Origin of the sequence: Brucella pseudogrignonensis (assembly GCF_031454375.1) — a bacterium.
GTDB classification, from domain to species: Bacteria; Pseudomonadota; Alphaproteobacteria; order Rhizobiales; family Rhizobiaceae; genus Brucella; species Brucella pseudogrignonensis_A.
In genome coordinates, this window is the sequence record NZ_JAVDQT010000001.1 from 51,632 (window position 1) to 72,075 (window position 20,444).

Below are 20,444 nucleotides of genomic sequence, written 5' to 3' on the forward strand. Positions count from 1 at the left end.
AAAATATCGGTTATCCGAACAATTTCTTTCCAAGCCGCGATGCATAGAATTCACCGACGATACCTTTACGGAAGAGCAGGACGCATGCCATGAAGATGACACCAGTGACGATTGTAACGGGGAAGTCCGAGGTCGCGAGATAGTTCTGAAGAGCGACCACGAAGGCTGCACCGACGATTGGGCCGATCAGCGTTCCAATGCCGCCAAGCAGCGTCATCAGGATCACTTCGCCCGACATCTGCCAGCCCACATCGGTGAGTGTGGCAAACTGGAAGACAAGTGCCTTCATGCCGCCTGCAAGGCCTGCAAGTGCTGCCGACATGACAAAGGCTGCGAGCTTGTAGTGATTGACGGAATAGCCCAGCGATACGGCGCGGCTTTCGTTTTCGCGCACGGATTTGAGGATCATTCCGAAAGGCGAATTGATGATGCGCCAGATCGCAAAGACCCCGATCACAAACACCGCCAGCACAAAATAATACATGTTCATCGGCTGGTTGAGGTCGATGAAGCCAAGCAGATAGCCGCGCGGCACACCCTGAAGACCATCTTCGCCGTGTGTAAAGGCTGCCTGCAGACAGAAGAAGAAGAACATCTGCGCAAGCGCCAGTGTAATCATCGTTGAATAGATACCCTGACGGCGGATGGCGAGATAGCCGATCACAAGGCCGAGAACGGCCGCAGCCACCACGCCAAGCAGGATGCCGATTTCGGGCGTTACACCCCATACTTTGACGGCATGTGCTGTGACATAGGCAGCACCGCCGAAGAAGGCTGCATGGCCAAAGGACAGAATGCCGGTATAGCCGAGCAACAGATTGAAGGCTGAGGCAAAGAGCGCAAAGCACAGCATCTTCATCAGGAAGATCGGGTAGACCATGAAGGGTGCTACGATCAGTCCAGCCACGGCAATAGCCAGAATGATGGCAGACAGACTGTTGAGGTTTGGCGCTTTGGCCTGCTGATGTGCCGTCGTTGCTTTAAGAACAGTATCAGTCATATCAGGCCTCCTTCCCGAACAGTCCGGCGGGTCGCACCAGAAGGACGATAGCCATAATAACGAAGATGACGATGCTGGAAGCTTCCGGGTAGAACACCTTGGTCAGACCTTCCGCCAGCCCCAGCACATAGCCGGTGATGATAGCGCCAAGGATCGAACCCATTCCGCCGACCACGACTACGGCAAACACCACAATGATGATATTGGACCCCATCAGCGGGCTGACCTGATAGATGGGGGCTGCGAGGATACCGGCAAAGCCAGCAAGGGCAGCACCCAACGCATAGGTGAAAGTGAGCAGCAATGGCACATTGATGCCAAAGGCTTTGACCAGTGTGGGGTTTTCGGTTGCAGCACGCAGGTAAGCGCCAAGCTTGGTCTTTTCGATCAGCAGCCATGTGCCGATACAGATCACGAGTGATGCCACCACCACCCATGCGCGATAGTTGGGCAGGAACATGAAGCCAAGATTATTGCCGCCTGCAAGTGATGGTGGAACGGCATAGGGTTGACCGGCAGCACCATAATAATAGCGGAAAGTGCCTTCTATCACGAGTGCTAAGCCAAAGGTGAACAGCAGGCCATAGAGCGGATCGAGATTATAGAGCCTTGAAAGTGCAACACGCTCGATGATGGCGCCGCCCAGACCCACGATCAGTGGAGCGAGAATAAGCGCTGGCCAATAGCCGATGCCAAGGCCGCTTAACAGCAGATAGCCGACAAATGCGCCGAGCATATATTGTGCGCCATGGGCAAAATTGATGATGCGCAAAAGCCCGAAGATGATGGCGAGGCCAAGGCTCAGCATGGCGTAGAAAGAGCCATTGATGAGGCCGACGAGCAATTGCCCAAGAAGCGCTTGCAAAGGTATTCCAAAAATCATTGTCATTGGTTCAAACCCCCAAAGCTTGCGTGAGCGATGCCATCCGCGCTGGCAGCTCGGCGGTTGGGAAGTTTTCCGTCACCACGCCATGATCCATCAGATAAAAGCGGTCCGCGACTTTTGCGGCAAAGCGGAAGTTCTGCTCGACCAGCAACACAGTCATGCCGCGTTTTTTGAGTTCTACCAGTACATCACCGATGCGCTGGATGATGACAGGCGCAAGTCCTTCGGTCGGCTCATCAAGCAGCAGAACTTTGACGCCGGTGCGCAGGATGCGGGCAATCGCCAGCATCTGCTGTTCACCACCCGAAAGCTTGGTGCCGGGGCTGTTGCGGCGCTCATAGAGATTGGGGAAGAGCTCGTAAATCTCGTCGAGTGACATGGCTCCGCTGCCCTTGCCGACGACGGGCGGCAGCAGCAGATTTTCATGTACGTTCAGCGTTGCGAATATCCCGCGCTCTTCCGGCACAAAGCCAAGGCCAGTGCGGGCAATGCGATGCAGCGGCACGCGCAGAATGTCTTTGCCATCAAGCGTGATGGTGCCGGTACGCTTGCGGATGATGCCCATGATGGCGCGCAGCGTTGTGGTTTTGCCGACACCATTGCGGCCCAGAAGCGTGATGGTTTCGCCGGGCCAGATGTCGAGATCGACGCCGTGCAGCGCATGGCTTTCGCCATACCAGGCATTGAGCCCGCGCACGGAAAGCAGGGGTTGGCCTCTATTCATGTTCGGTTCCCATATAAGCGGTGCGGACGCGCTCGTCTTTAGAGACGGTGGCATAATTGCCCGATGCGAGGATTTCGCCGCGTTGCAGCACCGTGACGTGATGGGCGATGTCGGCCACCACTTTGAGATTGTGTTCGACCATCAGCACCGCACGATCTTTTGCTACATCGGTGATGAGGGCGGCAATGATGTGCACGTCTTCGTGCCCCATGCCTGCCATTGGCTCATCAAGCAGCAGCACTTTCGGATCGAGTGCCAGTGTGGTGGCGATTTCAAGCGCACGCTTGCGGCCATAGGAAAGATCGGCGGCCAGCGCATGACGCGCATCGGCCAAACCCACGCGCTCCAGCAGATCAATTGCTTTTGGATTAAGCTGATCTAGCGTCGACAACGAGCGCCAGAACTGCGTTGCCAGACCGCTCGGGCGTTGAAGCGCGACCTTCACGTTTTCCAGCACCGTCAGATGCGGGAAGGTTGCGGAAATCTGAAACGAGCGCACCAGACCCATCCGCGCCACCTTGGCGGGATCGGTCTTGGTGATGCTGTCTCCAAGAAGTGTAATCTCGCCGCTTGTCGGCTGAAGAAACTTGGTGAGCAGGTTGAAGACGGTCGTCTTGCCTGCACCATTCGGCCCGATCAGCGCATGAACGCGGGCGTGCTCTACATCAAGATCGACATTCTTCACCGCATGAAAACCGCCAAACGACTTGCCCAAACCACGTGCAGAAAGAACAATTCTCGACGGCTCTGCTTCTCGCAGAGCCGTATTATTTTGAGTTGCTGTGTTCATGCCATCAGCCTCTTACTGCGTGACCAGAGTACAGCCGCTTTCTTCAGGCTTCAAATAAGCCTGATCGCCGGGGATCGTTGCCAGCACTTTATAGTAATCCCATGGGGCCTTACTTTCGTCAGGCTTTTTCACTTCCATGAGATACATGTCATAGATCATACGGCCATTTGGCCCGACCTTACCGTTGCGGGCGAAAACGTCATTGACCGGCAGTTCATGAAGCTTTTTGGCGACGGCTTCGGTCTCGTCGGTTCCTGCTTCCTTGATGGCTTTGAGATATTGAAGCACGGCGGAATACGTGCCTGCCTGAATCATATTCGGCATACGACCAGTACGGTCGAAGAAGCGCTTGCTGAACTCACGTGATTCATCGTCGCGGTCCCAATAGAAGCCTTCAGTGAGCGTCAGGCCTTGTGCTGCATCAAGGCCCAAGCCGTGCACTTCTGCAATAGTGAAGAGCAGTGCTGCAAGGCGCTGCCCGCCGGCAACGATGCCAAATTCGGCTGCTTGTTTGATCGCGTTGGATGTATCAAGACCCGCATTGGCAAGGCCGACCACTTTTGCTCCCGAAGCCTGTGCCTGCAAAAGGAACGATGAATAGTCTGTCGTGCTCAAAGGATGGCGCACGGAGCCAAGAACTTTACCGCCTTTTGACGTGACGAATTTCGAGGTTTGGTCTTCCAGCGAATAGCCGAAGGCATAATCAGCGGTCAGAAAATACCATGTATCGCCGCCCTGTTCGACGAGCGAGCCACCGGTGCCAACGGCCAGCGCGTGGGTGTCATAGGCCCAATGGAAACCATAAGGTGAGCACTGCTTGCCGGTGAGTTCCGATGTCGCGGCACCTGTATTGATGGTGATTTTCTTTTTGTCTTTGGAAAGAGCCTGAACCGCAAGGCCGACTGACGAGCTGGTCAGCTCCATAATGGCGTCAACTTGTTCAGTATCATACCACTGGCGGGCAATATTTGCGGCAACATCGGGCTTGTTTTGATGGTCTGCCGTGATGATTTCAATCGGTGCGTCCAGCACTGTGCCGCCGAAATCTTCTGCGGCCATTTTTGCAGCTTCATAAGACCACTTGCCGCCAAAGTCAGCATAAACGCCCGACTGGTCGTTCAGAATGCCGATCTTGACTTTGCCGTCTGATATTTCTGCTGCGGATGAAATTGCGGTTGCAGCAAAAAGTGCAGCCGTCGCCAGTGCAAAAAGTTTCATTCAGTGCTCCTCCCAAAAACTCCATATCCGTCGCGAAAAAGCAGACGGAAACCTCCTGTGAAGCAGTCCTTTCAGATCAGAATGCAAACCTCCTCATGGTCATACACTCTTCTGCTTCGGCCCGAACTGTTCCTCCTGTCGGGCTATTTGTCAGAACGGTAGCATTGACAAATGCGTACAAGAATAACAATTTTTGAACATCATCTGTTCGAAATTGTACAGATAATGAAAGGGAGGACGTGGTGCGCCAGTTTGCATGGGATGATCTGCAATATTTTCTTGCCGTCGCACGCACCGGCCAGCTTTCAGCCGCCGCCCGGCAGTTGCGCACCAGTCACGTTACGGTTTTGCGCCGGATTGATCGTCTGGAGCAGTCGCTCGCGACCAAGCTTTTTGAACGTAATCCGCGCGGCTATCTGCTGACTCCGATGGGAGAGCGGTTTGTAGAGCCAGCAGAAGTGATGGAACGTGAGGCACTGAAATTCCAAACCGAAGCGACGGGAAGTTTCTCTGCACTGTCAGGCGTGGTGCGGCTTTCAACCCTTGAGGGCTTCGGCAATTTTTTTCTGGCCGATCGCTTGCCAGTGCTTGCGCAGTCTTATCCGAGTCTTTCCGTGGAAGTGGTGACGATCCAACAGATCATGTCGCTGTCACGGCGTGAGGCGGAACTGTCCATTACGCTGCATATGCCGCGCACAGGGCCCTATCACAGCGAGCGGATCACGCCTTACCGGCTGTTTATCTATGGGCATCGGGATTATCTGAACTGCCACCCGCCGATCAGAACGCGTGAAGATCTGACACGGCATCCGTTCATCGGTTACATTGATGACATGGTGTTTACGCCCGGCCTTGATTATATGCGCGAGATTTTGCCCGGGCAGCGTTGTAATTATCAAAGCTCAAGCATTCATGCCCAGCTTACAGCGACACTTACTGGTTATGGTCTTTGTGTGCTGCCTTATTTCATTGCCTGCCAGTATTCAGACCTAGCGCCTGTGTTGCCGAAAGAACTGCATCTTGAGCGCGAATACTGGATGAATTGCCATGTCGACGTCATGGCCGCGCCGCGTATCCGTGTAATCAGCGATTTTATGATTGGTGCTGTGCGCGAAGCCTCAGCCAGCTTTTTAGGCGAAAGACTGCTTTGATCCTTGGATTAAATGAGGCCACCACCGATAGCGTAAATGCAGGTGATGATAAGCGCGCTAAATCCAAAGCCGATAATAAACAAATTAAGTGTACGCAATTTGATCCCCCCGATTCAATTCGGGGGTTATCTGCGACTTGGGTGTAAATGTCTACTTTAAATTGTACTCACTCATACGAAAGTTGTATGTTTGCATATAAGCAGTTTTTGCGAAATCTTTATCTGAGAATGGGTAATCTTCTAGTGAATATCCCGGCTATAGTTCTTCAAGGAAGTCGCCAAAGGTTTCAATATCTCTGAGTCGTTTGCGGCCGTTTGCACCGGCCTTCTCAATTGCTCTTGTGGTGAGCAGATGGCAAAGCGCCATAACAGAAACGTGGTTGAAAATGGGACCGGGTGCCAGAGTCTGACATTGGAAATGCCATCTTGCCGATGCTCTAAATGGTGCACCTTCATCTGTAATATAAAGAAGTTTAGCACCACGTTTTTCAATCGTTGATAGAATATCGTCCATCTTAGCGATGCGGCGGCGCAGACCAAACACAATCACTAAATCGTCGGACTTTATGCTCGCCATATATTCGCCCATGGTTTGACCCGGGCCGGGCACGGCGGCAATATTGTCTAACACCTGCATCATTTGCCATTGCAGATAAGCGGCAAAGGGATGACTGCTTCGAAAACCGATCACCCAGGTCTTCCGCGCGGTCAGCATTGTTTCGACTACGGCGTCGATCTGCATTTCGCGAATGGCAAGAAATGTTGTTTCGAGATTGGCGATTCCTTGAGAGATGTGCGAACTCAAGGACTGACCTGCCGCATTTGCTGTCACGCTCGAGAGAAACAGTCTGGAGCCCGTTTGTTTTTCTTCGCGCGCATGACGGCGCGATTCTTCATAGGATTCGTAACCCAATCGCCGCACAAAACGGGTAACAGTCGCATTGGATACATGCGCAAGTGCGGCCAGCTCGGAAGCGGAGTAACTCGCCAGTTCACCTGGGAAATCGCAGATAAATTCACCAAGCCGTTTTTCAGCAGGGGGGAGGTCGTCCAACACGTCTCTGACGCGCGCGAGAAAGGATCGTTCTGCTGGGTTCATGGGCGTTTTATGAAATCCAATTTTCAGGTTGCATTAAGTTTTAGCAGCTTTTCGCGAAGGATGCATCCTTTTTGCTTAAAATTTGTGCAAACTAAGTATTTGAAATTAAACGATAAAATTTCTCTTGTCAAAATCAATTTTCTCAGGCTAGATTATGAAAAAATAATTTCATGCCGGTAATAAAAAAGGGGTTATACCGATATGGCAGGGGAACAAATGATGCGGGTCGACAATTCGTCGGCGAAAAATAGGCAAATGGAACAGGCGCTGGGGAGTATCGGCGTTACCAATGCACACAAGCAAATATTGGCGCTTGTACTGATTGGTTGTCTGTTCGATTCGTTCGAACAGAACACGATTGGTCTGGTTGGCCCAATCCTGCGCGAACAATGGGGCCTGACAGGAACGGATATTGGCTTCCTGAATACGATCACTTTTGCAAGTGCTGCGATCGGACGGCTTCTGTCTGGAATTCTGGGTGACCGCTACGGTCGCCGTATTATGCTGACCTTTAACCTTTTGCTTTTCACACTCGGCTCGGCACTCTGTGCTCTGGCACCAAGTTTTGGCTGGTTGTGTCTGGCGCGTGCAATTGTTGGTTTCGGCGTTGGCGGTGAAATCTCGACGGCTGTGACGATGCTTGCCGAGTTTTGTTCACCGAAATTCCGTGGAACCGCCGCTGGTCTTGTGAATGTGGGTGCGGGTGGTTTTGGTAACTTCCTTGCACCAGCATTTGGTTTGCTGGTCTTCACGATCTTCCCGGGTGAAAATAACTGGCGCTGGTTGTTTGGTGTGTTGGCTATCCCGGCATTGCTGGTTGTCTTTTTCCGCATGTATGTGCCAGAAACGCCACGTTTCCTTGCATCACAAGGAAAAACGGATGAGGCGAACAAGGTTCTTTCAATTCTTGCATCCGGAAAGCTTCGGCCCAAAAATCTACAAGTCACGGAATATCTGACGAAGACTGACGAAGCTGAGAAAACCGTTGTGAAGTCGAGCTGGAGGGAGCTTTTCAAGCCGCCTTTCATTGGCCGAACCATCCCTGTAGCTATCGCAATTCTTATGAGTTATGGCGCACAGCTTTCCGTGCTGACCCTGATGCCAATGATCTTCATATCGATGGGTTATACGCTTTCGGGCAGCTTGCTCTATACAATGATCATTCAGAGCGGCAGCGTTCTCGGAGCTATTGCAGCATCGGCTTTTGGTTATTACTTCCCACGTAAAAGAGTTCTGACCATTGGTTCGGTTTGCGCCTGTGCAGCTGCATTGGCCATCGTTTATCTCGGAACAAGCCTCTATCTCGTCCTGTTCTTTGGCGCGGTGTTCCAGTTCTTTGTATTGTTGCTCAACACATCGATCTGGATTTACGCACCAGAGCTTTATCCAACCCGCATTCGTGGTTTCGGTGTTGCGCTCATCCTTGCAAGTGGTTCAGCCGCTGGTTCGTTTGTTCCGATTATCGCAGGTGCTTTGTTTGACGGCTACGGCATGATTGGCGTCTTTGCCTTGGCAGCATCAATGTACGCGATTTTCGCCTTCTGCATCCAGATGGGACCGGAAACATTTGGTCGTGACATGGAAGACCTGACTCAGCCTGCTCATGCACATGGTGTTGTGGCAGACCTCACCAAAGCTGCACCGCAGAAAGCATAAACTGAATACGAAACGACTAAAGGCGCGTTTTCAAAAAATAAAGGAGTGTCATCTGTTCTCAGAATGGTTGGCACTCCAAAAAAACCAGGGAGAAAATGTCTGAATGTCAGCAACAGCACCTCATATTGTGCTTATCAATCCAAATAGCTCCGAAGCGACGAGTGGAATGATGCGTGAGATTGCTCAGCGGACGGCTGGAGAACGGCTTTTTCTGAGCACTGAAACGGCGACCCGTAATCCAATGATGATCGTCAATGGTGAGCAACTCAGTGCTTCAGAAGCGCAGGTGATCGAGATCGGTCGCTCGAGAAAAGATAGCTGTGCGGGTATTATCATCAGTGCTTATGGCGATCCCGGCGTCGACTACTTGCGGGATGATCTGAATATACCCGTTATTGGGATTTGCGAAGCTTCAATGATCATGGCGGCGCAAGGTGGACGTAAATATGGTGTCGCAACTGTTACGCCCGATCTCGCAGAACAAATAGAACGTCGTGCTGCTTATCTTGGCTTGTCTCATCTTTACACGGGTATCCGCTGTACGCCCGGAGATCCAAAGGAAATAGCCGGCCAACCACAGCGTCTGCAGGAAGAACTCGCATTGGCCGTCAAGCTTTGCTTGAAAGATGGCGCTGAGGCCGTGGTGATCGGTGGTGGCCCGCTAGGAGAAGCAGCCGTCCAGCTCCAGGCTATGTTTGACGTGCCGATCATCGCCCCGATTTCATCAGCAGTGGAGTTGATGGTCAAAGCATTGAACGAAAGCAGCATTCAAATGAAAACTGCACTCTGAAATTATACAGGTCTGGCATTTGGAGACGATTTTGGATGCAGTTAAGAGTCTCGCGGGGGCATTCTCTTCTCATTCAGAACGTTTCAAATGCCTAAAGCGCGGCTCTCTCTTCAATGAGAGGGCCGCGTTTATTTTTAGCCACTTGAAGCCAGTTCATCGCTGCTTTGCTAAACCCTGTTCGCGCATTTGGCTTAGCGTCATTTTTGGCGAAAGCGCTTCCGGATCGATGCGGATTTCAATGAGGCCTGGCTTGCCTGATTGCTCGCACCGCTTGAAGGCCTCCGCAAACTCGGCGGTTTTTTCCACCGTTTCTCCATGCAGGCCATAGGCGCGGGCAAGCGCTGCAAAATCAGGATTTGCAAGGCCAGTACCGGAAACGCGACCCGGATAGGTACGTTCCTGATGCATGCGGATCGTGCCATACATGCCGTTATTGACGACGATGAAAATCGCATTGGCACCATATTGAGCAGCCGTTGCGAGTTCCTGCCCGTTCATCAGAAAACAGCCGTCACCAGCGAAACAGACGACGGTTCGCTCTGGTGCTGTCAACTTGGCAGAAACTGCTGCTGGCACGCCATAGCCCATGGAACCATTGGTTGGCGCCAATTGGCTGCGATAGGTGCGATACTGATAGAAGCGGTGCGGCCATGCCGAATAATTGCCAGCGCCATTGGTGATGATCGCGTCTTCAGCTAAATGCGCGCGTAGCCATTCCATTATCTCGCCCATCTGAACGTCACCGGGAATTGTCGGTGCCTTCAGATTGTCGCGATAGTCAGCATTGGCGCTTTCAGCCCATGCTTTCCAGCTTGGATTGGCAATAGGTTCAAGTTTGGAGGCCGCATCGGTGAAGGCCGCCATGCTGGCATTGATCGGAATATTAGCATGATAAACACGGCCAAGTTCTTCCGCACCCGGATGGACATGAATGAGCTTCTGCTTTGGCACCGGAATGTTGATCAGCTCATAACCCTGCGTGGTCATCTCGCCAAGGCGTGCGCCGACGACCAGCAACAAGTCCGAATCCTTAACGCGGGCTGCCAGTTTCGGGCTGATCGATGTTCCCATTTCACCGGCATAAAGCGGGTGATGATTGTCGAACATATCCTGACATCGGAAGGATGCAGCCACCGGTAGTAACATGTTTTCAGCAAATGTTTGCACATCGCGGACCGCTTGCGCATTCCAGCCCCCGCCACCGACGATCATCAGTGGCCGCTCGGCTTTTTCAAGAAGCGATTTCATGTCCTGCAACTGATCGTTGCCCGGATGCATCTCGACCTGCTTGTAAGCCGGCGCATCGCTTACGGTTGCGTGTGATGTCAGCATATCTTCGGGCAGGGCGATGACCACAGGGCCGGGGCGCCCGTTGACTGCGCGATGGAAGGCCTGACTGACCAATTCCGGGATACGGGCGGGATCATCGATCTGCACCACCCATTTGGCCATCTGGCCGAACATGCGGCGATAATCAACTTCCTGAAATGCCTCACGTTCCACCTGATCGCTTGCGACCTGGCCGATGAACAGAAGCATCGGTGTGGAATCCTGAAAGGCGGTATGAACGCCGACGGAGGCATTCGTCGCACCGGGGCCGCGCGTGACAAAACATATGCCGGGCTTGCCGGTGAGCTTCCCATAGGCTTCTGCCATATAAGCAGCACCGCCTTCCTGACGGCAAACAATCAAATCAATCTTGTCGCTTACGTCATGAAAAGCATCCAGTGCTGCAAGGTAACTTTCGCCGGGCACGCAGAAAACGCGGTCAACGCCATGAATGCCGAGTGCATCCACCAAGATCTGACCGCCATTGCGTGTGTTGGAGTTGGTTGTGGATTTATGCATTTCCTAACCCTCAAAATATCTGAAAAGCTTTGGCGCGTATGCGCTCTATTTCGGAGGCATACGCAGCGCACCATCGAGCCGAATGGTTTCGCCGTTGAGCATGCTGTTTTCGATAATATGCAGCGCGAGTGCCGCATATTCGTCTGGCCGACCCAGACGCGGGGGGAAAGGAACCATCTGGCCCAGCGCATCCTGTGCAGGTTGCGGCAGGCCTTTGAGCATGGGAGTTTCAAAAATACCGGGTGCGATGGCGCATACCCGAATGCCAAGCGGCGCTAATTCACGCGCAGCAGGCAGGGTCAGGCCAACGATACCGCCTTTAGACGCTGCATAGGCTGTCTGGCCGATCTGGCCGTCAAAGGCTGCAACCGAGGCTGTGTTGATGACCACGCCGCGCTCGCCCGTTGGCAGGGCTTCGCTTTTGGATGCGACATCGGCAAAAAGCCGCAGCAGATTGAACGAACCGATCAGGTTGATTTCAACAGCGCGACGGAAATCATCAAGCGGCATGACGCTGCCATCACGCGCCAGCATTTTCTTTGCTGGTGCCACGCCCGCGCAATTGACCAGAATATGCGGTGATCCGAGCTTTTCGCCGATTGCCTTGAAGGCAGCTTCTGCGCTCGCTGCGTCTGATACGTCGCATTGAATGGCGATGCCGCCAATCGCGGCTGCCACCGTATTTGCACCGTCAATGTTGAAGTCGAGGATTGCAACTTTTGCACCCTCGGCCGCTAGAGCCTGAGCAGTTGCAGCTCCCAGACCCGATGCACCACCGCTGACGATGGCGATTTTTCCTTCAATATCCATGAGTTCCCCCGCTTAAAGCGCTTCCAGTGCAATGGCAGTTGCCTCGCCGCCACCGATACAGACAGAAGCCATTCCACGCTTAAGATCGTTCTGCTTCATGGCATGAAGCAGAGTAACGATGATGCGTGCGCCAGAGCAGCCAATCGGATGGCCCATAGCGCAGGCACCGCCATGGATATTCACCTTGTCGGCGGGGAGGTCGAGTTCCTGCATTGCAGCCATAACAACAACGGCGAAAGCTTCATTGATTTCAAACAAATCAACGTCGCGTACATTCCAGCCGGTTTTGTCGAAGAGTTTCCGCATCGCAAAAATCGGGGCCGTGGTGAAAAGGGCAGGCTGTTGTGCATGGCTTGCGTGGCCGCGAATAATGGCAAGTGGTTCTACACCAAGCTTTTCAGCTTTGGACAAGCGCATCAGGGTGAGGGATGCTGCACCATCTGAAATCGATGAGGAATTGGCGGCTGTGATTGTGCCGCCTTCGCGGAAGGCAGGCTTGAGGTTTGGTATTTTTTCAGGCTTTGCGCGAGTTGGCTGCTCATCGCGGTCAAGCTCTGCAACATTGACCAACTCTTTCGCGAAAGAACCCGCTTCGGTGGCTTTGAGTGCGCGCGAGAGCGAGCGCAGGGAAAACTCGTCCTGCTGCTGACGCGTGAACTGGTATTGGTCGGCGGTTTCTTCCGCGAATGTTCCCATGGCGCGACCTTTGTCATAGGCGTCTTCGAGGCCGTCGAGGAACATGTGATCGTAGATTTTGCCGTGGCCCATACGATAGCCACCGCGCGCCTTTTCAAGCAGATAAGGTGCATTGGTCATGCTTTCCATGCCGCCAGCAACCACAATTTCCGCACTGCCTGCGGAAATGAGATCGGCGCCCAGCATGACGGTCTTCATGCCCGATCCGCAAACCTTGTTGATGGTGGAGCAGGGTGTGTGTTGAGAAAGGCCAGCATGAATCGCGGCCTGACGTCCGGGTGCCTGTCCCAGTCCTGCCGGCAACACACAGCCCATAAGCACTTCGTCGATCTGATCAGGGCTTAGCTTAGCCCGATGGGCCGCTTCCTTGATTGTGACTGCGCCCAGTGCTGTTGCACTCTCCCCTTTGAGCGCGCCTTGAAAACTTCCGATCGGTGTTCGTACCGCACTGGTGATTACGATCGGATCTTTTAGGTCTGACATTTGTTTCCTCCTCACAAACGCATTAGAGATAACAACATAGCGGAGGCCGTGAAAACAGCCTAAATATCATGAGCAACACTCATGAACTCATGTTGTGGAGGTATGGATAAAATGCGTGAGACAAATTCAGGCAAAATCCGCGTGGGTATTGGCGGTTGGGCTTTTGAGGAGTGGGACGAGAGTTTCTATCCGGAAAAGCTCTCCAAAAAACGACAGCTCGAATATGCTTCGAGCAAGCTGACCTCCGTCGAAATCAACAGCACCTATTATGGTCCGCAAAAGCCTGCGACCTTTGCCAAGTGGCATGACGAGACGCCGGATGACTTCGTTTTTTCGCTCAAAGCACCGCGCTTTTCGACCAATCGACGGGTGCTGGCTGAAGCAGGTGAGGCAATCGAGAAATTTGTGACCGGTGGCCTGCTTGAGCTGAAGGTCAAGCTCGGCGTCATCAACTGGCAGTTCATGGGCACTAAAAAATTCGATCCAGTTGATTTTGAAGCTTTCCTCAAACTTCTGCCAAAACGCGTCGATGGGCGCGATCTGCGCCATGCTGTCGAAGTGCGTCATGACAGTTTCAATTCACCGGATTTCATCGCGTTGCTGCGGGAATATGGCGTTGCGGTGGTGATTGCGGGCGACAGCAAATTCGTGGAAATTGCCGACATGACCGCGCCTTTTGCCTATCTGCGCATCATGGGTACACAGGAAGACAAGAAGCTTGGTTACAGTGAGGGCGAGCTCGACCATTGGGCAGAGCGGGCCAAAGCAATAGCGGTTGGTCATGTGCCGGATAGTCTTAAAACCATCACACCACCGCTTGCCGACAATGTGGCGCGTGATGTCTATCTTTACGTTATCAGCGGCCATAAGGCGCATAACCCGCATGCTGCCATGGCCTTGATTGATCGTTTGAAATGATGGTTCTTAAAACGCATTGAATTATGTGAGTCCTGAGTCGATCATGTCCAAGTTTGATACGTCTGCCCTTGAAGCCTTTGTTCGTCACATTCCCCAAAATTACAAAGGTCCGGGCGGCGTCGTTGCCGTCTTGAAGGACGGCGAGGTCGTGTTGCAGCACGCCTGGGGTTTTGCAGATCTTCGCACCCGCAAGCCGATGACGGTCGAAACGCGGATGCCGATCTGTTCGGTTAGCAAGCAGTTTACCTGTGGTGTGCTGCTTGATGCGGTGGGCGAGCCGGAACTGCTCGATGATGCGCTTGAAGCCTATCTCGACAAATTTAAAGATGAGCGCCCCGCCGTTCGCGATCTTTGCAACAACCAGTCCGGTCTGCGCGATTATTGGGCGCTGAGTGTTCTCTGTGGTGCCGATCCGGAAGGTGTGTTTGTACCTGAGCAGGCGCAAGGCCTGTTGCGCCGCCTGAAGACCACACATTTTAAACCGGGTTCGCATTACTCTTATTGCAACGGCAATTTCCGCATTCTTGCAGACCTCATCGAAGCGCATACCGGGCGCACGCTGGTCGAGCTACTGTCTGAGCGGATATTCAAGCCTGCTGGCATGAAGCGTGCCGAGCTTATCCCCGACACGGCACTGTTTGACGAATGTACGGGTTATGAAGGCGATACGGTTCGGGGCTTTCTGCCTGCAACCAATCGCATTCAATGGATGGGCGATGCAGGCATTTGCGCATCGCTCAATGACATGATCGCATGGGAGCAGTTCATTGATGCAACGCGTGACGATGAAAAAGGGCTTTATCGTCGGTTGAGCGGACCGCAAACTTTCAAAGACGGTGCCGCGGCACCTTATGGCTTTGGTCTTAACTTGCACGAAACCGGCGGTAAGCGTTTGACAGGACATGGTGGCGCCTTGCGCGGCTGGCGCTGCCAGCGCTGGCATTGCGCGGATGAACGTCTTTCAACCATCGCTATGTTCAATTTTGAAGGCGGAGCTTCCGAGGTAGCCTTTAAGCTGATGAATATTGCTCTGGGAATATCGTCATCTGAAGTGTCGCGGGCGGAGGCTGATGCGGCATGGTTGGGCTCGTGGCTGGATGAAGAAACCGGGCTTGTGCTCAGCCTTGAGGATGCTGGCCTTGGTCGCATGCGAGCACGTTTTGGCACCAGCCCGGAAATCATGGATGTCGTGAGCGCAAGTGAAGCGCGTTCAGCCATGACAACGATCTGCCGTGATGGCGAGACAATTGAACTTGTGCGGGCCTGTGAAAATCTGCGCTTGAGCATGAAGCGCGTTAAAGGCGAAGCCAAACACGATATTATTGGCCGCTATCACAGCGATGAACTTGATGCCGATCTGTTGCTCGTTTCCGAAGGCGGCGCGATCTATGGCGCTTTTGAAGGCTTCCTTGGCAAGAGCGACATGTATCCGCTTTATAGTGTCGGTGCTGATGTCTGGCTGATGCCTGTTCAACGCTCGATGGATGCACCATCGCCGGGCGAGTGGAAGCTTGTCTTTCACCGTGACGAAAATGGCGCAATCAAAGATTTGAGTGTCGGCTGCTGGCTTGCACGCGGAGTTGAATACAGGAGAGTTCAGCCATGAGTGAACTGAAAGTCAGAACCCGCGAAACCGGAGCGGTCGCGGAGATGCCACATGGCAAACTGCCGACGATCACAACGCCGACAGGCGGTACGGTTGATATTGTAACAAGCGTCAGCCTGCCGGGTTTTAATCCGCTTGATCTGATTTATGCATCGGTTGCTGCCTGTATGGCGCTGAGTGCGCGCATCGCTGCCACCAAGCTCGAATTGCGTGAAAAGCTTACCGATGTTCGGGTGGAAGTGAAAGGCGATAAAGCCCATGAAGGTCCGTCACGCATCGAACGATTCGATATAACATTCCATTTTGATGGTGATCTCAGCGACGATGAAAAGCATCGTCTTGCGGAAATGGCCGAGGAGATCTGCACTGTGAGCAATACGCTGCGTGGTGATCCGCAGTTCGACCTCAAAGTATCTTAAAGTCAGATTTCTTCACGAATGCGTTCAACGCCAAGTGTGATGACGCTTTCCATCGCAGCGCGGGCTTTCTGACGGTCGCGCGATGCAATCGCATGGGCAATGCGCAAGTGATTGGCCGCACACTCGGCGATACCTTCCGGTGAGCTTGCAGGTGAAGAGAGCTGAAATGAAATAGCAAGGGCTGCTTCGATCAGGCTACTGACTGAACGCATGAATGGGTTGCCCGACATGCGGGCAATCGCGAGATGAAACTCCAGATCGACCTTAGCAATGGATTCCGGCGTATGCTTGGGGTCATCAAACTTGGCGGCAAGCGCATAGAGTTCAACGAGTTCTTCGCTGGTTGCGTTTTTTGCGGCCGCTGCAGCTGCCGCTGGTTCCAGCGCCATACGCATCTCGGCCAGATGATCGACAAACACTTCATCAAAGCCTGCTTCAAACCGCCATGTCAGCACGTCAGGATCAAAGAAGTTCCACGAGCTTGCGCCTAAAACACGGGTTCCGACTTTGGCCTTTGGTTCGATCAGGCGTTTTGCGGAAAGGGTTTTCATAGCCTCGCGCAGAACAGTACGGGAAACGCCAAAGCGCAACGACAATTCGTTATCGCCCGGAAGTATGGAGCCTTCGGGAATGGTGCCCGCGACAATGCCGCGACCGAGTTCCCCTACGACAACGGCGTGGCTGTTATGCCGCTTGCGTCCGGTTATGGCCGTTTCCAGTAATCCCAATTCAGGCCTCCTTCATGCGTTGTTTGGCAATCCTTAGATCGGAAAACCATACAAGTCCTCGCTGTAGCGCAATGAACAGGAACAGCAAGATACCAATCGCTATTTTTGTCCACCACGAAGACAGCGTTCCATCGAAAACGATATAGGTCTGTATCAGCCCCTGTATCATAATGCCGACAAAAGTGCCTGCCACCAGACCTGCGCCGCCGGTCAGAAGCGTTCCGCCGATGACAACCGACGCAATTGCGTCGAGTTCAACGCCCACCGTTGCCAGCGAATAGCCTGACGATGTGTAGAGCGTATAGACGATGCCCGCGAGACCGGAAAGCACACCTGACATTGTATAGATGCCGATTGTTGTGCGGCCAATCGGAACGCCCATCAGTTCTGCCGATTGTGCATTGCCGCCAAGCGCATAGATATTGGCGCCAAAGCGTGTGCGATGCGCGATAATGCCAGCAATGATGAAAACTGCCAGCATTAGCATAGCGATGAAGGTCAGTCGTCCGCCACCGGGAAGCCGGAAGTAAAAGCCTTGTAGCGTATCGATGAACGGGTGCGAAATTGGCACTGACTGGGTTGAAATCAGGAATGCCGCGCCGCGTGCCAGAAACATGCCCGCAAGTGTCGCCACAAAGGGCGGGATGCCGAGGAAATGGATCATCATTCCCATCCATGCGCCAAACATTGCTGCGATCACCAGAACAAGGCCAAAAGCAATAAGCGGATGCACGCCAAGCTGTCCGACGAGCACGGCCACAAAAACACTGGTAAAGGCGATGACCGATCCGACCGAGAGGTCAATGCCGCCGGAGATGATCACAAAAGTCATACCGACGGCAGCGATACCGAGAAACGCATTATCGGTCAGAAGATTGCCGAGTACCCGCGTTGAAAGCATGTTCGGAAACTGGATGACGCAGATCGCATAGGCGAGCAGGAAAATCGCGACTGTTGTGACGAAAGGCAGATTGCGAAGCACTCTCATTGCCGTGCTCCTTGGTGCGTTGGCTTTGCGGCGTTATTTTTGCGTTCAGCACGCAGAAAGGTGAAAAAGCTGACGATTGCAGGCGACTGGAAGGTCAGCACGATCACGATAATGCCCGCCTTGATGATGAGGTTGAATTCTGGCGGGAAGCCAGCCATCAGAATGCCGGTATTGATCGACTGAATGATCAGCGCGCCGAGCAGCGACGCCATGATCGAGAAGCGTCCGCCATTCAGCGATGTGCCGCCGATGACGACCGCCAGAATGGCGTCAAGCTCAAGCCAGAGACCGGCATTGTTGGCATCAGCGCCGCGAATATCAGCGGTGGCGATTAGTCCGGCCAGAGCAGCACAAAGGCCAGAAACTGCATAGACACTGAACAGGAGAAAGCGGGCTTTAACTCCTGCCAGCATGGCTGCACGGCGATTGATGCCGGTTGCTTCAATCAGAAAGCCGAGCGCTGTCGAGCGCACGACGAGACCGACTGCAAGCCCTGCAACAATCCAGATCAGAACCGGGATCGGCACACCAAGGAATGAGCCGGAACCCAGCGCTGCAAAGGAATCATTGTTGAAGGTGAGGATGGCACCTTCGGTGATAAGCTGCGCAATACCGCGCCCCGCCACCATCAATATCAGCGTTGCGATGATGGGCTGGATATCGAAAACAGCGACAAGAAAGCCATTCCACAAACCGCAGACCAGGCCAACGCTGAGTGCTACGGGAATGACAATCGCCAGCGGATAGCCTGCAACGATAAGCGAAGCAGCCGTTGCGCCGCTGATTGCCATGACCGCGCCGACTGAAAGATCAATGCCGCGTGTGGCGATCACCAGCGTCATGCCAACTGCGAGAATGGCGACAGGTGCAGCGCGCACCAGAATATCGATCAGGCTTCCGTAGAGGCGTCCGTTCTGAAATGAAATGCCGAGAAAGCCTGGCGCGATGATGGTGTTTGCCGCCAGAATAAGCGCGAGGGCTGCCAGCTGGGGGCTTAGTCTTTTAAGTTTCTTGGCCATGCGAGCGATCATGCTGCGGCTTCCTTATCGCTTCCGGTCTCAGCAATCGCACGCACGATATTGTCGGCGGTGATTTCTTCGCCCTTGAGTTCCGCCACATGGCGGCGGTCGGAGAGCACGACAACGCGGTTTGCCACGGCTGCAAGTTCTTCAAATTCCGAAGAGATGATTACCAGAGACATGCCTTCGGTGCAGAGTTCGCCGATAAGCTTGAGGATTTCTGCATGTGCGCCGATGTCGATGCCGCGGGTTGGTTCATCAAGGATCAGCAGGCGTGGATCGGTGGCTAGCCAGCGCGCCAGAATGGCTTTCTGCTGGTTGCCGCCCGATAAAAACTTGATTGGCTTATCTGGATCAGGCGGGCGGATATCCAGTGCTTTGATATAGCGTTGGGCGAGAGCCGCCTTTTCGCGCGACGAAATAGGCTTTGACCAGCCACGCTTGGCCTGAACGGCGAGCGCGATATTCTCGGCTACCGAAAAATCCCCTATAATGCCGTCGGTCTTACGCTCTTCGGGGCAGAAGGCGAAGCGTTCGGCAATGGCGGCAACAGGTGATGGCAGCTTTGTTTCCTTGCTGTCGATCGTAAGCGCGCCGCTGTCCGCCTGATCGACGCCGAACATGAGGAGTGCGGTTTCCGTGCGGCCTGATCCAAGTAATCCCGCAATGCCGACAGCTTCGCCCGGCTTGATGGCGAGGTCAAAGGGCGCAACGCTACCTTTCTTGCCAAAGCCTGAAAAGCGGATGGGAGCAGTTGCGTTGTCGCTGACTTCCTCGGTGAGTTGGCGTCGCACGGTTTCCTGCAACTGATGTCCGAGCATCATTGAAATCAGATCGGTGCGTGGCAGGTCGGACAGATTGCGACTGCCAACCAGACGGCCATTGCGCAGAACAGTTGCGCAATCAGCAATATCATAGACCTGATCCAGAAAATGCGTGATGATGATGATGCCGAGACCTTCGGCCTTCAAATGGCGCAAAACGCCAAACAGCATCTCGACTTCATGTGCGTCGAGACTTGCAGTCGGTTCATCCAGCACCAGCACTTTGCCGGAAACATCAACAGCCCGGGCGATTGCGATGATCTGCCGGATGGCCACTGAATAGGCTGACAAAGGTGCGCCGACATCAATTGTGAGGCCGTATCGGGCGAGAAGAGTTGCTGCATCTTTTTCCATGCGGCGACGGTCGATGAAACCGAAACGTCGCGGCTGGCGACCGAGAAACAGATTTTCGGCTACCGTTAGGTTTTCAAGAAGATTGACCTCCTGATAGACCGTGCCGATGCCGAGCGTCTGTGCCTGCATGACCGAAGCGGGCGCTATTAATTGGCCTTCAAGTAAGATTGAGCCGTCAAAGCCATGATAGGCGCCGGTCAATATTTTGATGAGCGTTGATTTTCCTGCGCCGTTTTCGCCAAGCAGCGCGTGGATTTCACCACGATTGAGCGCGAAATCGACGTGATCAAGTGCAGTCACACCGAGAAAAGATTTGGTTATTGAGCGCGCTTCAAGAAGCGGCGTTGCTGGCGTCTCGCGCACAGCGATGTCGGGGCGAGCCATAGCAGTCTTCCGTTTGCGAATTGCAAAACTTGCTCCGGGCCGCAGTTAGTGCGG

19 protein-coding genes are annotated in these 20,444 nt (G+C 53.6%); 6 read left to right on the plus strand and 13 right to left on the minus strand.

Going from position 1 to position 20,444, the window contains the following annotated elements; genetic code table 11:
• Positions 1-10 precede the first annotated feature (10 nt).
• The 5 genes from J2782_RS00280 to J2782_RS00300 are packed head-to-tail and all read right to left on the minus strand — an operon-like array spanning position 11 to position 4,618.
• Complete coding sequence (locus J2782_RS00280) at positions 11-1,000, minus strand: branched-chain amino acid ABC transporter permease (RefSeq protein ID WP_310009619.1); 990 nt, start codon at positions 998-1,000, stop codon at positions 11-13.
• A gap of 1 nt (position 1,001) precedes the next feature.
• The gene (locus J2782_RS00285; protein WP_064320956.1) at positions 1,002-1,889 is read right to left on the minus strand and encodes a branched-chain amino acid ABC transporter permease; all 888 of its coding nucleotides are present in this window, start codon (positions 1,887-1,889) and stop codon (positions 1,002-1,004) included.
• 4 nt (positions 1,890-1,893) lie between these two features.
• Positions 1,894-2,610 (minus strand): ABC transporter ATP-binding protein, encoded by a 717-nt coding sequence (locus J2782_RS00290; protein ID WP_215781384.1) that lies wholly within the window; start codon positions 2,608-2,610, stop codon positions 1,894-1,896.
• Positions 2,603-3,400 (minus strand): ABC transporter ATP-binding protein, encoded by a 798-nt coding sequence (locus J2782_RS00295; RefSeq protein WP_310009620.1) that lies wholly within the window; start codon positions 3,398-3,400, stop codon positions 2,603-2,605. Before J2782_RS00295 ends, J2782_RS00290 begins: the two co-directional genes overlap by 8 nt.
• A gap of 12 nt (positions 3,401-3,412) precedes the next feature.
• Positions 3,413-4,618, minus strand: coding sequence for an ABC transporter substrate-binding protein (locus J2782_RS00300; protein WP_310009621.1), 1,206 nt, complete (start codon positions 4,616-4,618; stop codon positions 3,413-3,415).
• Between the two features lie 242 nt (positions 4,619-4,860).
• Here J2782_RS00300 and J2782_RS00305 point away from each other — a divergent pair, with 242 nt between their 5' ends.
• Entirely contained in the window at positions 4,861-5,769 is a 909-nt protein-coding gene (locus tag J2782_RS00305) for a LysR family transcriptional regulator (protein WP_310009622.1), read from the plus strand.
• Positions 5,770-6,024: 255 nt separating this feature from the next.
• Here the strand turns inward: J2782_RS00305 and J2782_RS00310 are convergent, their stop codons facing one another.
• A complete protein-coding gene (locus J2782_RS00310) occupies positions 6,025-6,867 on the minus strand; it encodes a MurR/RpiR family transcriptional regulator (RefSeq protein WP_310009623.1) in 843 nt (280 codons plus the stop codon).
• A gap of 201 nt (positions 6,868-7,068) precedes the next feature.
• Between J2782_RS00310 and J2782_RS00315 the strand changes: the two genes are divergently transcribed.
• Both J2782_RS00315 and J2782_RS00320 read left to right on the plus strand, forming a co-directional pair.
• On the plus strand, positions 7,069-8,523 hold the full coding sequence (locus J2782_RS00315) for an MFS transporter (RefSeq protein WP_310009624.1): 1,455 nt from the start codon (positions 7,069-7,071) through the stop codon (positions 8,521-8,523).
• A 103-nt stretch (positions 8,524-8,626) separates the two neighbouring features.
• Positions 8,627-9,313 (plus strand): aspartate/glutamate racemase family protein, encoded by a 687-nt coding sequence (locus J2782_RS00320; protein WP_310009626.1) that lies wholly within the window; start codon positions 8,627-8,629, stop codon positions 9,311-9,313.
• A gap of 153 nt (positions 9,314-9,466) precedes the next feature.
• On the opposite strand, the gene J2782_RS00325 is transcribed toward J2782_RS00320, so the two are convergent.
• Genes J2782_RS00325 through J2782_RS00335 form a run of 3 tightly spaced genes read right to left on the minus strand, consistent with a single transcriptional unit; the run spans position 9,467 to position 13,150 of the window.
• The gene (locus J2782_RS00325; protein WP_310009627.1) at positions 9,467-11,161 is read right to left on the minus strand and encodes a thiamine pyrophosphate-binding protein; all 1,695 of its coding nucleotides are present in this window, start codon (positions 11,159-11,161) and stop codon (positions 9,467-9,469) included.
• A gap of 45 nt (positions 11,162-11,206) precedes the next feature.
• Complete coding sequence (locus tag J2782_RS00330) at positions 11,207-11,971, minus strand: SDR family oxidoreductase (protein ID WP_310009628.1); 765 nt, start codon at positions 11,969-11,971, stop codon at positions 11,207-11,209.
• Between the two features lie 12 nt (positions 11,972-11,983).
• Entirely contained in the window at positions 11,984-13,150 is a 1,167-nt protein-coding gene (locus J2782_RS00335; protein ID WP_310009629.1) for an acetyl-CoA C-acyltransferase, read from the minus strand.
• A 111-nt stretch (positions 13,151-13,261) separates the two neighbouring features.
• Here J2782_RS00335 and J2782_RS00340 point away from each other — a divergent pair, with 111 nt between their 5' ends.
• The 3 genes from J2782_RS00340 to J2782_RS00350 are packed head-to-tail and all read left to right on the plus strand — an operon-like array spanning position 13,262 to position 16,093.
• Entirely contained in the window at positions 13,262-14,068 is an 807-nt protein-coding gene (locus J2782_RS00340) for a DUF72 domain-containing protein (protein WP_310009630.1), read from the plus strand.
• Positions 14,069-14,111: 43 nt separating this feature from the next.
• Positions 14,112-15,674 carry a D-aminopeptidase gene (locus J2782_RS00345; protein ID WP_310009631.1) on the plus strand — a complete coding sequence of 521 codons (1,563 nt, stop codon included), beginning with the start codon at positions 14,112-14,114 and terminating at the stop codon, positions 15,672-15,674.
• Entirely contained in the window at positions 15,671-16,093 is a 423-nt protein-coding gene (locus J2782_RS00350; protein WP_310009632.1) for an OsmC family protein, read from the plus strand. The genes J2782_RS00345 and J2782_RS00350 overlap by 4 nt, the downstream gene beginning before the upstream one ends.
• A gap of 2 nt (positions 16,094-16,095) precedes the next feature.
• Here J2782_RS00350 and J2782_RS00355 read toward each other — a convergent pair whose 3' ends face one another.
• The 4 genes from J2782_RS00355 to J2782_RS00370 are packed head-to-tail and all read right to left on the minus strand — an operon-like array spanning position 16,096 to position 20,390.
• Entirely contained in the window at positions 16,096-16,821 is a 726-nt protein-coding gene (locus J2782_RS00355; protein WP_310009634.1) for a FadR/GntR family transcriptional regulator, read from the minus strand.
• Between the two features lies 1 nt (position 16,822).
• Positions 16,823-17,809 carry a galactofuranose ABC transporter, permease protein YjfF gene (yjfF, locus tag J2782_RS00360; protein WP_310009635.1) on the minus strand — a complete coding sequence of 329 codons (987 nt, stop codon included), beginning with the start codon at positions 17,807-17,809 and terminating at the stop codon, positions 16,823-16,825.
• Positions 17,806-18,840, minus strand: coding sequence for an ABC transporter permease (locus J2782_RS00365; protein WP_310009636.1), 1,035 nt, complete (start codon positions 18,838-18,840; stop codon positions 17,806-17,808). Before J2782_RS00365 ends, yjfF begins: the two co-directional genes overlap by 4 nt.
• Positions 18,837-20,390, minus strand: a complete 1,554-nt coding sequence (locus tag J2782_RS00370) for a sugar ABC transporter ATP-binding protein (RefSeq protein WP_310009637.1) — start codon at positions 20,388-20,390, stop codon at positions 18,837-18,839. The genes J2782_RS00365 and J2782_RS00370 overlap by 4 nt, the downstream gene beginning before the upstream one ends.
• Between the last annotated feature and the right edge of the window lie 54 nt (positions 20,391-20,444).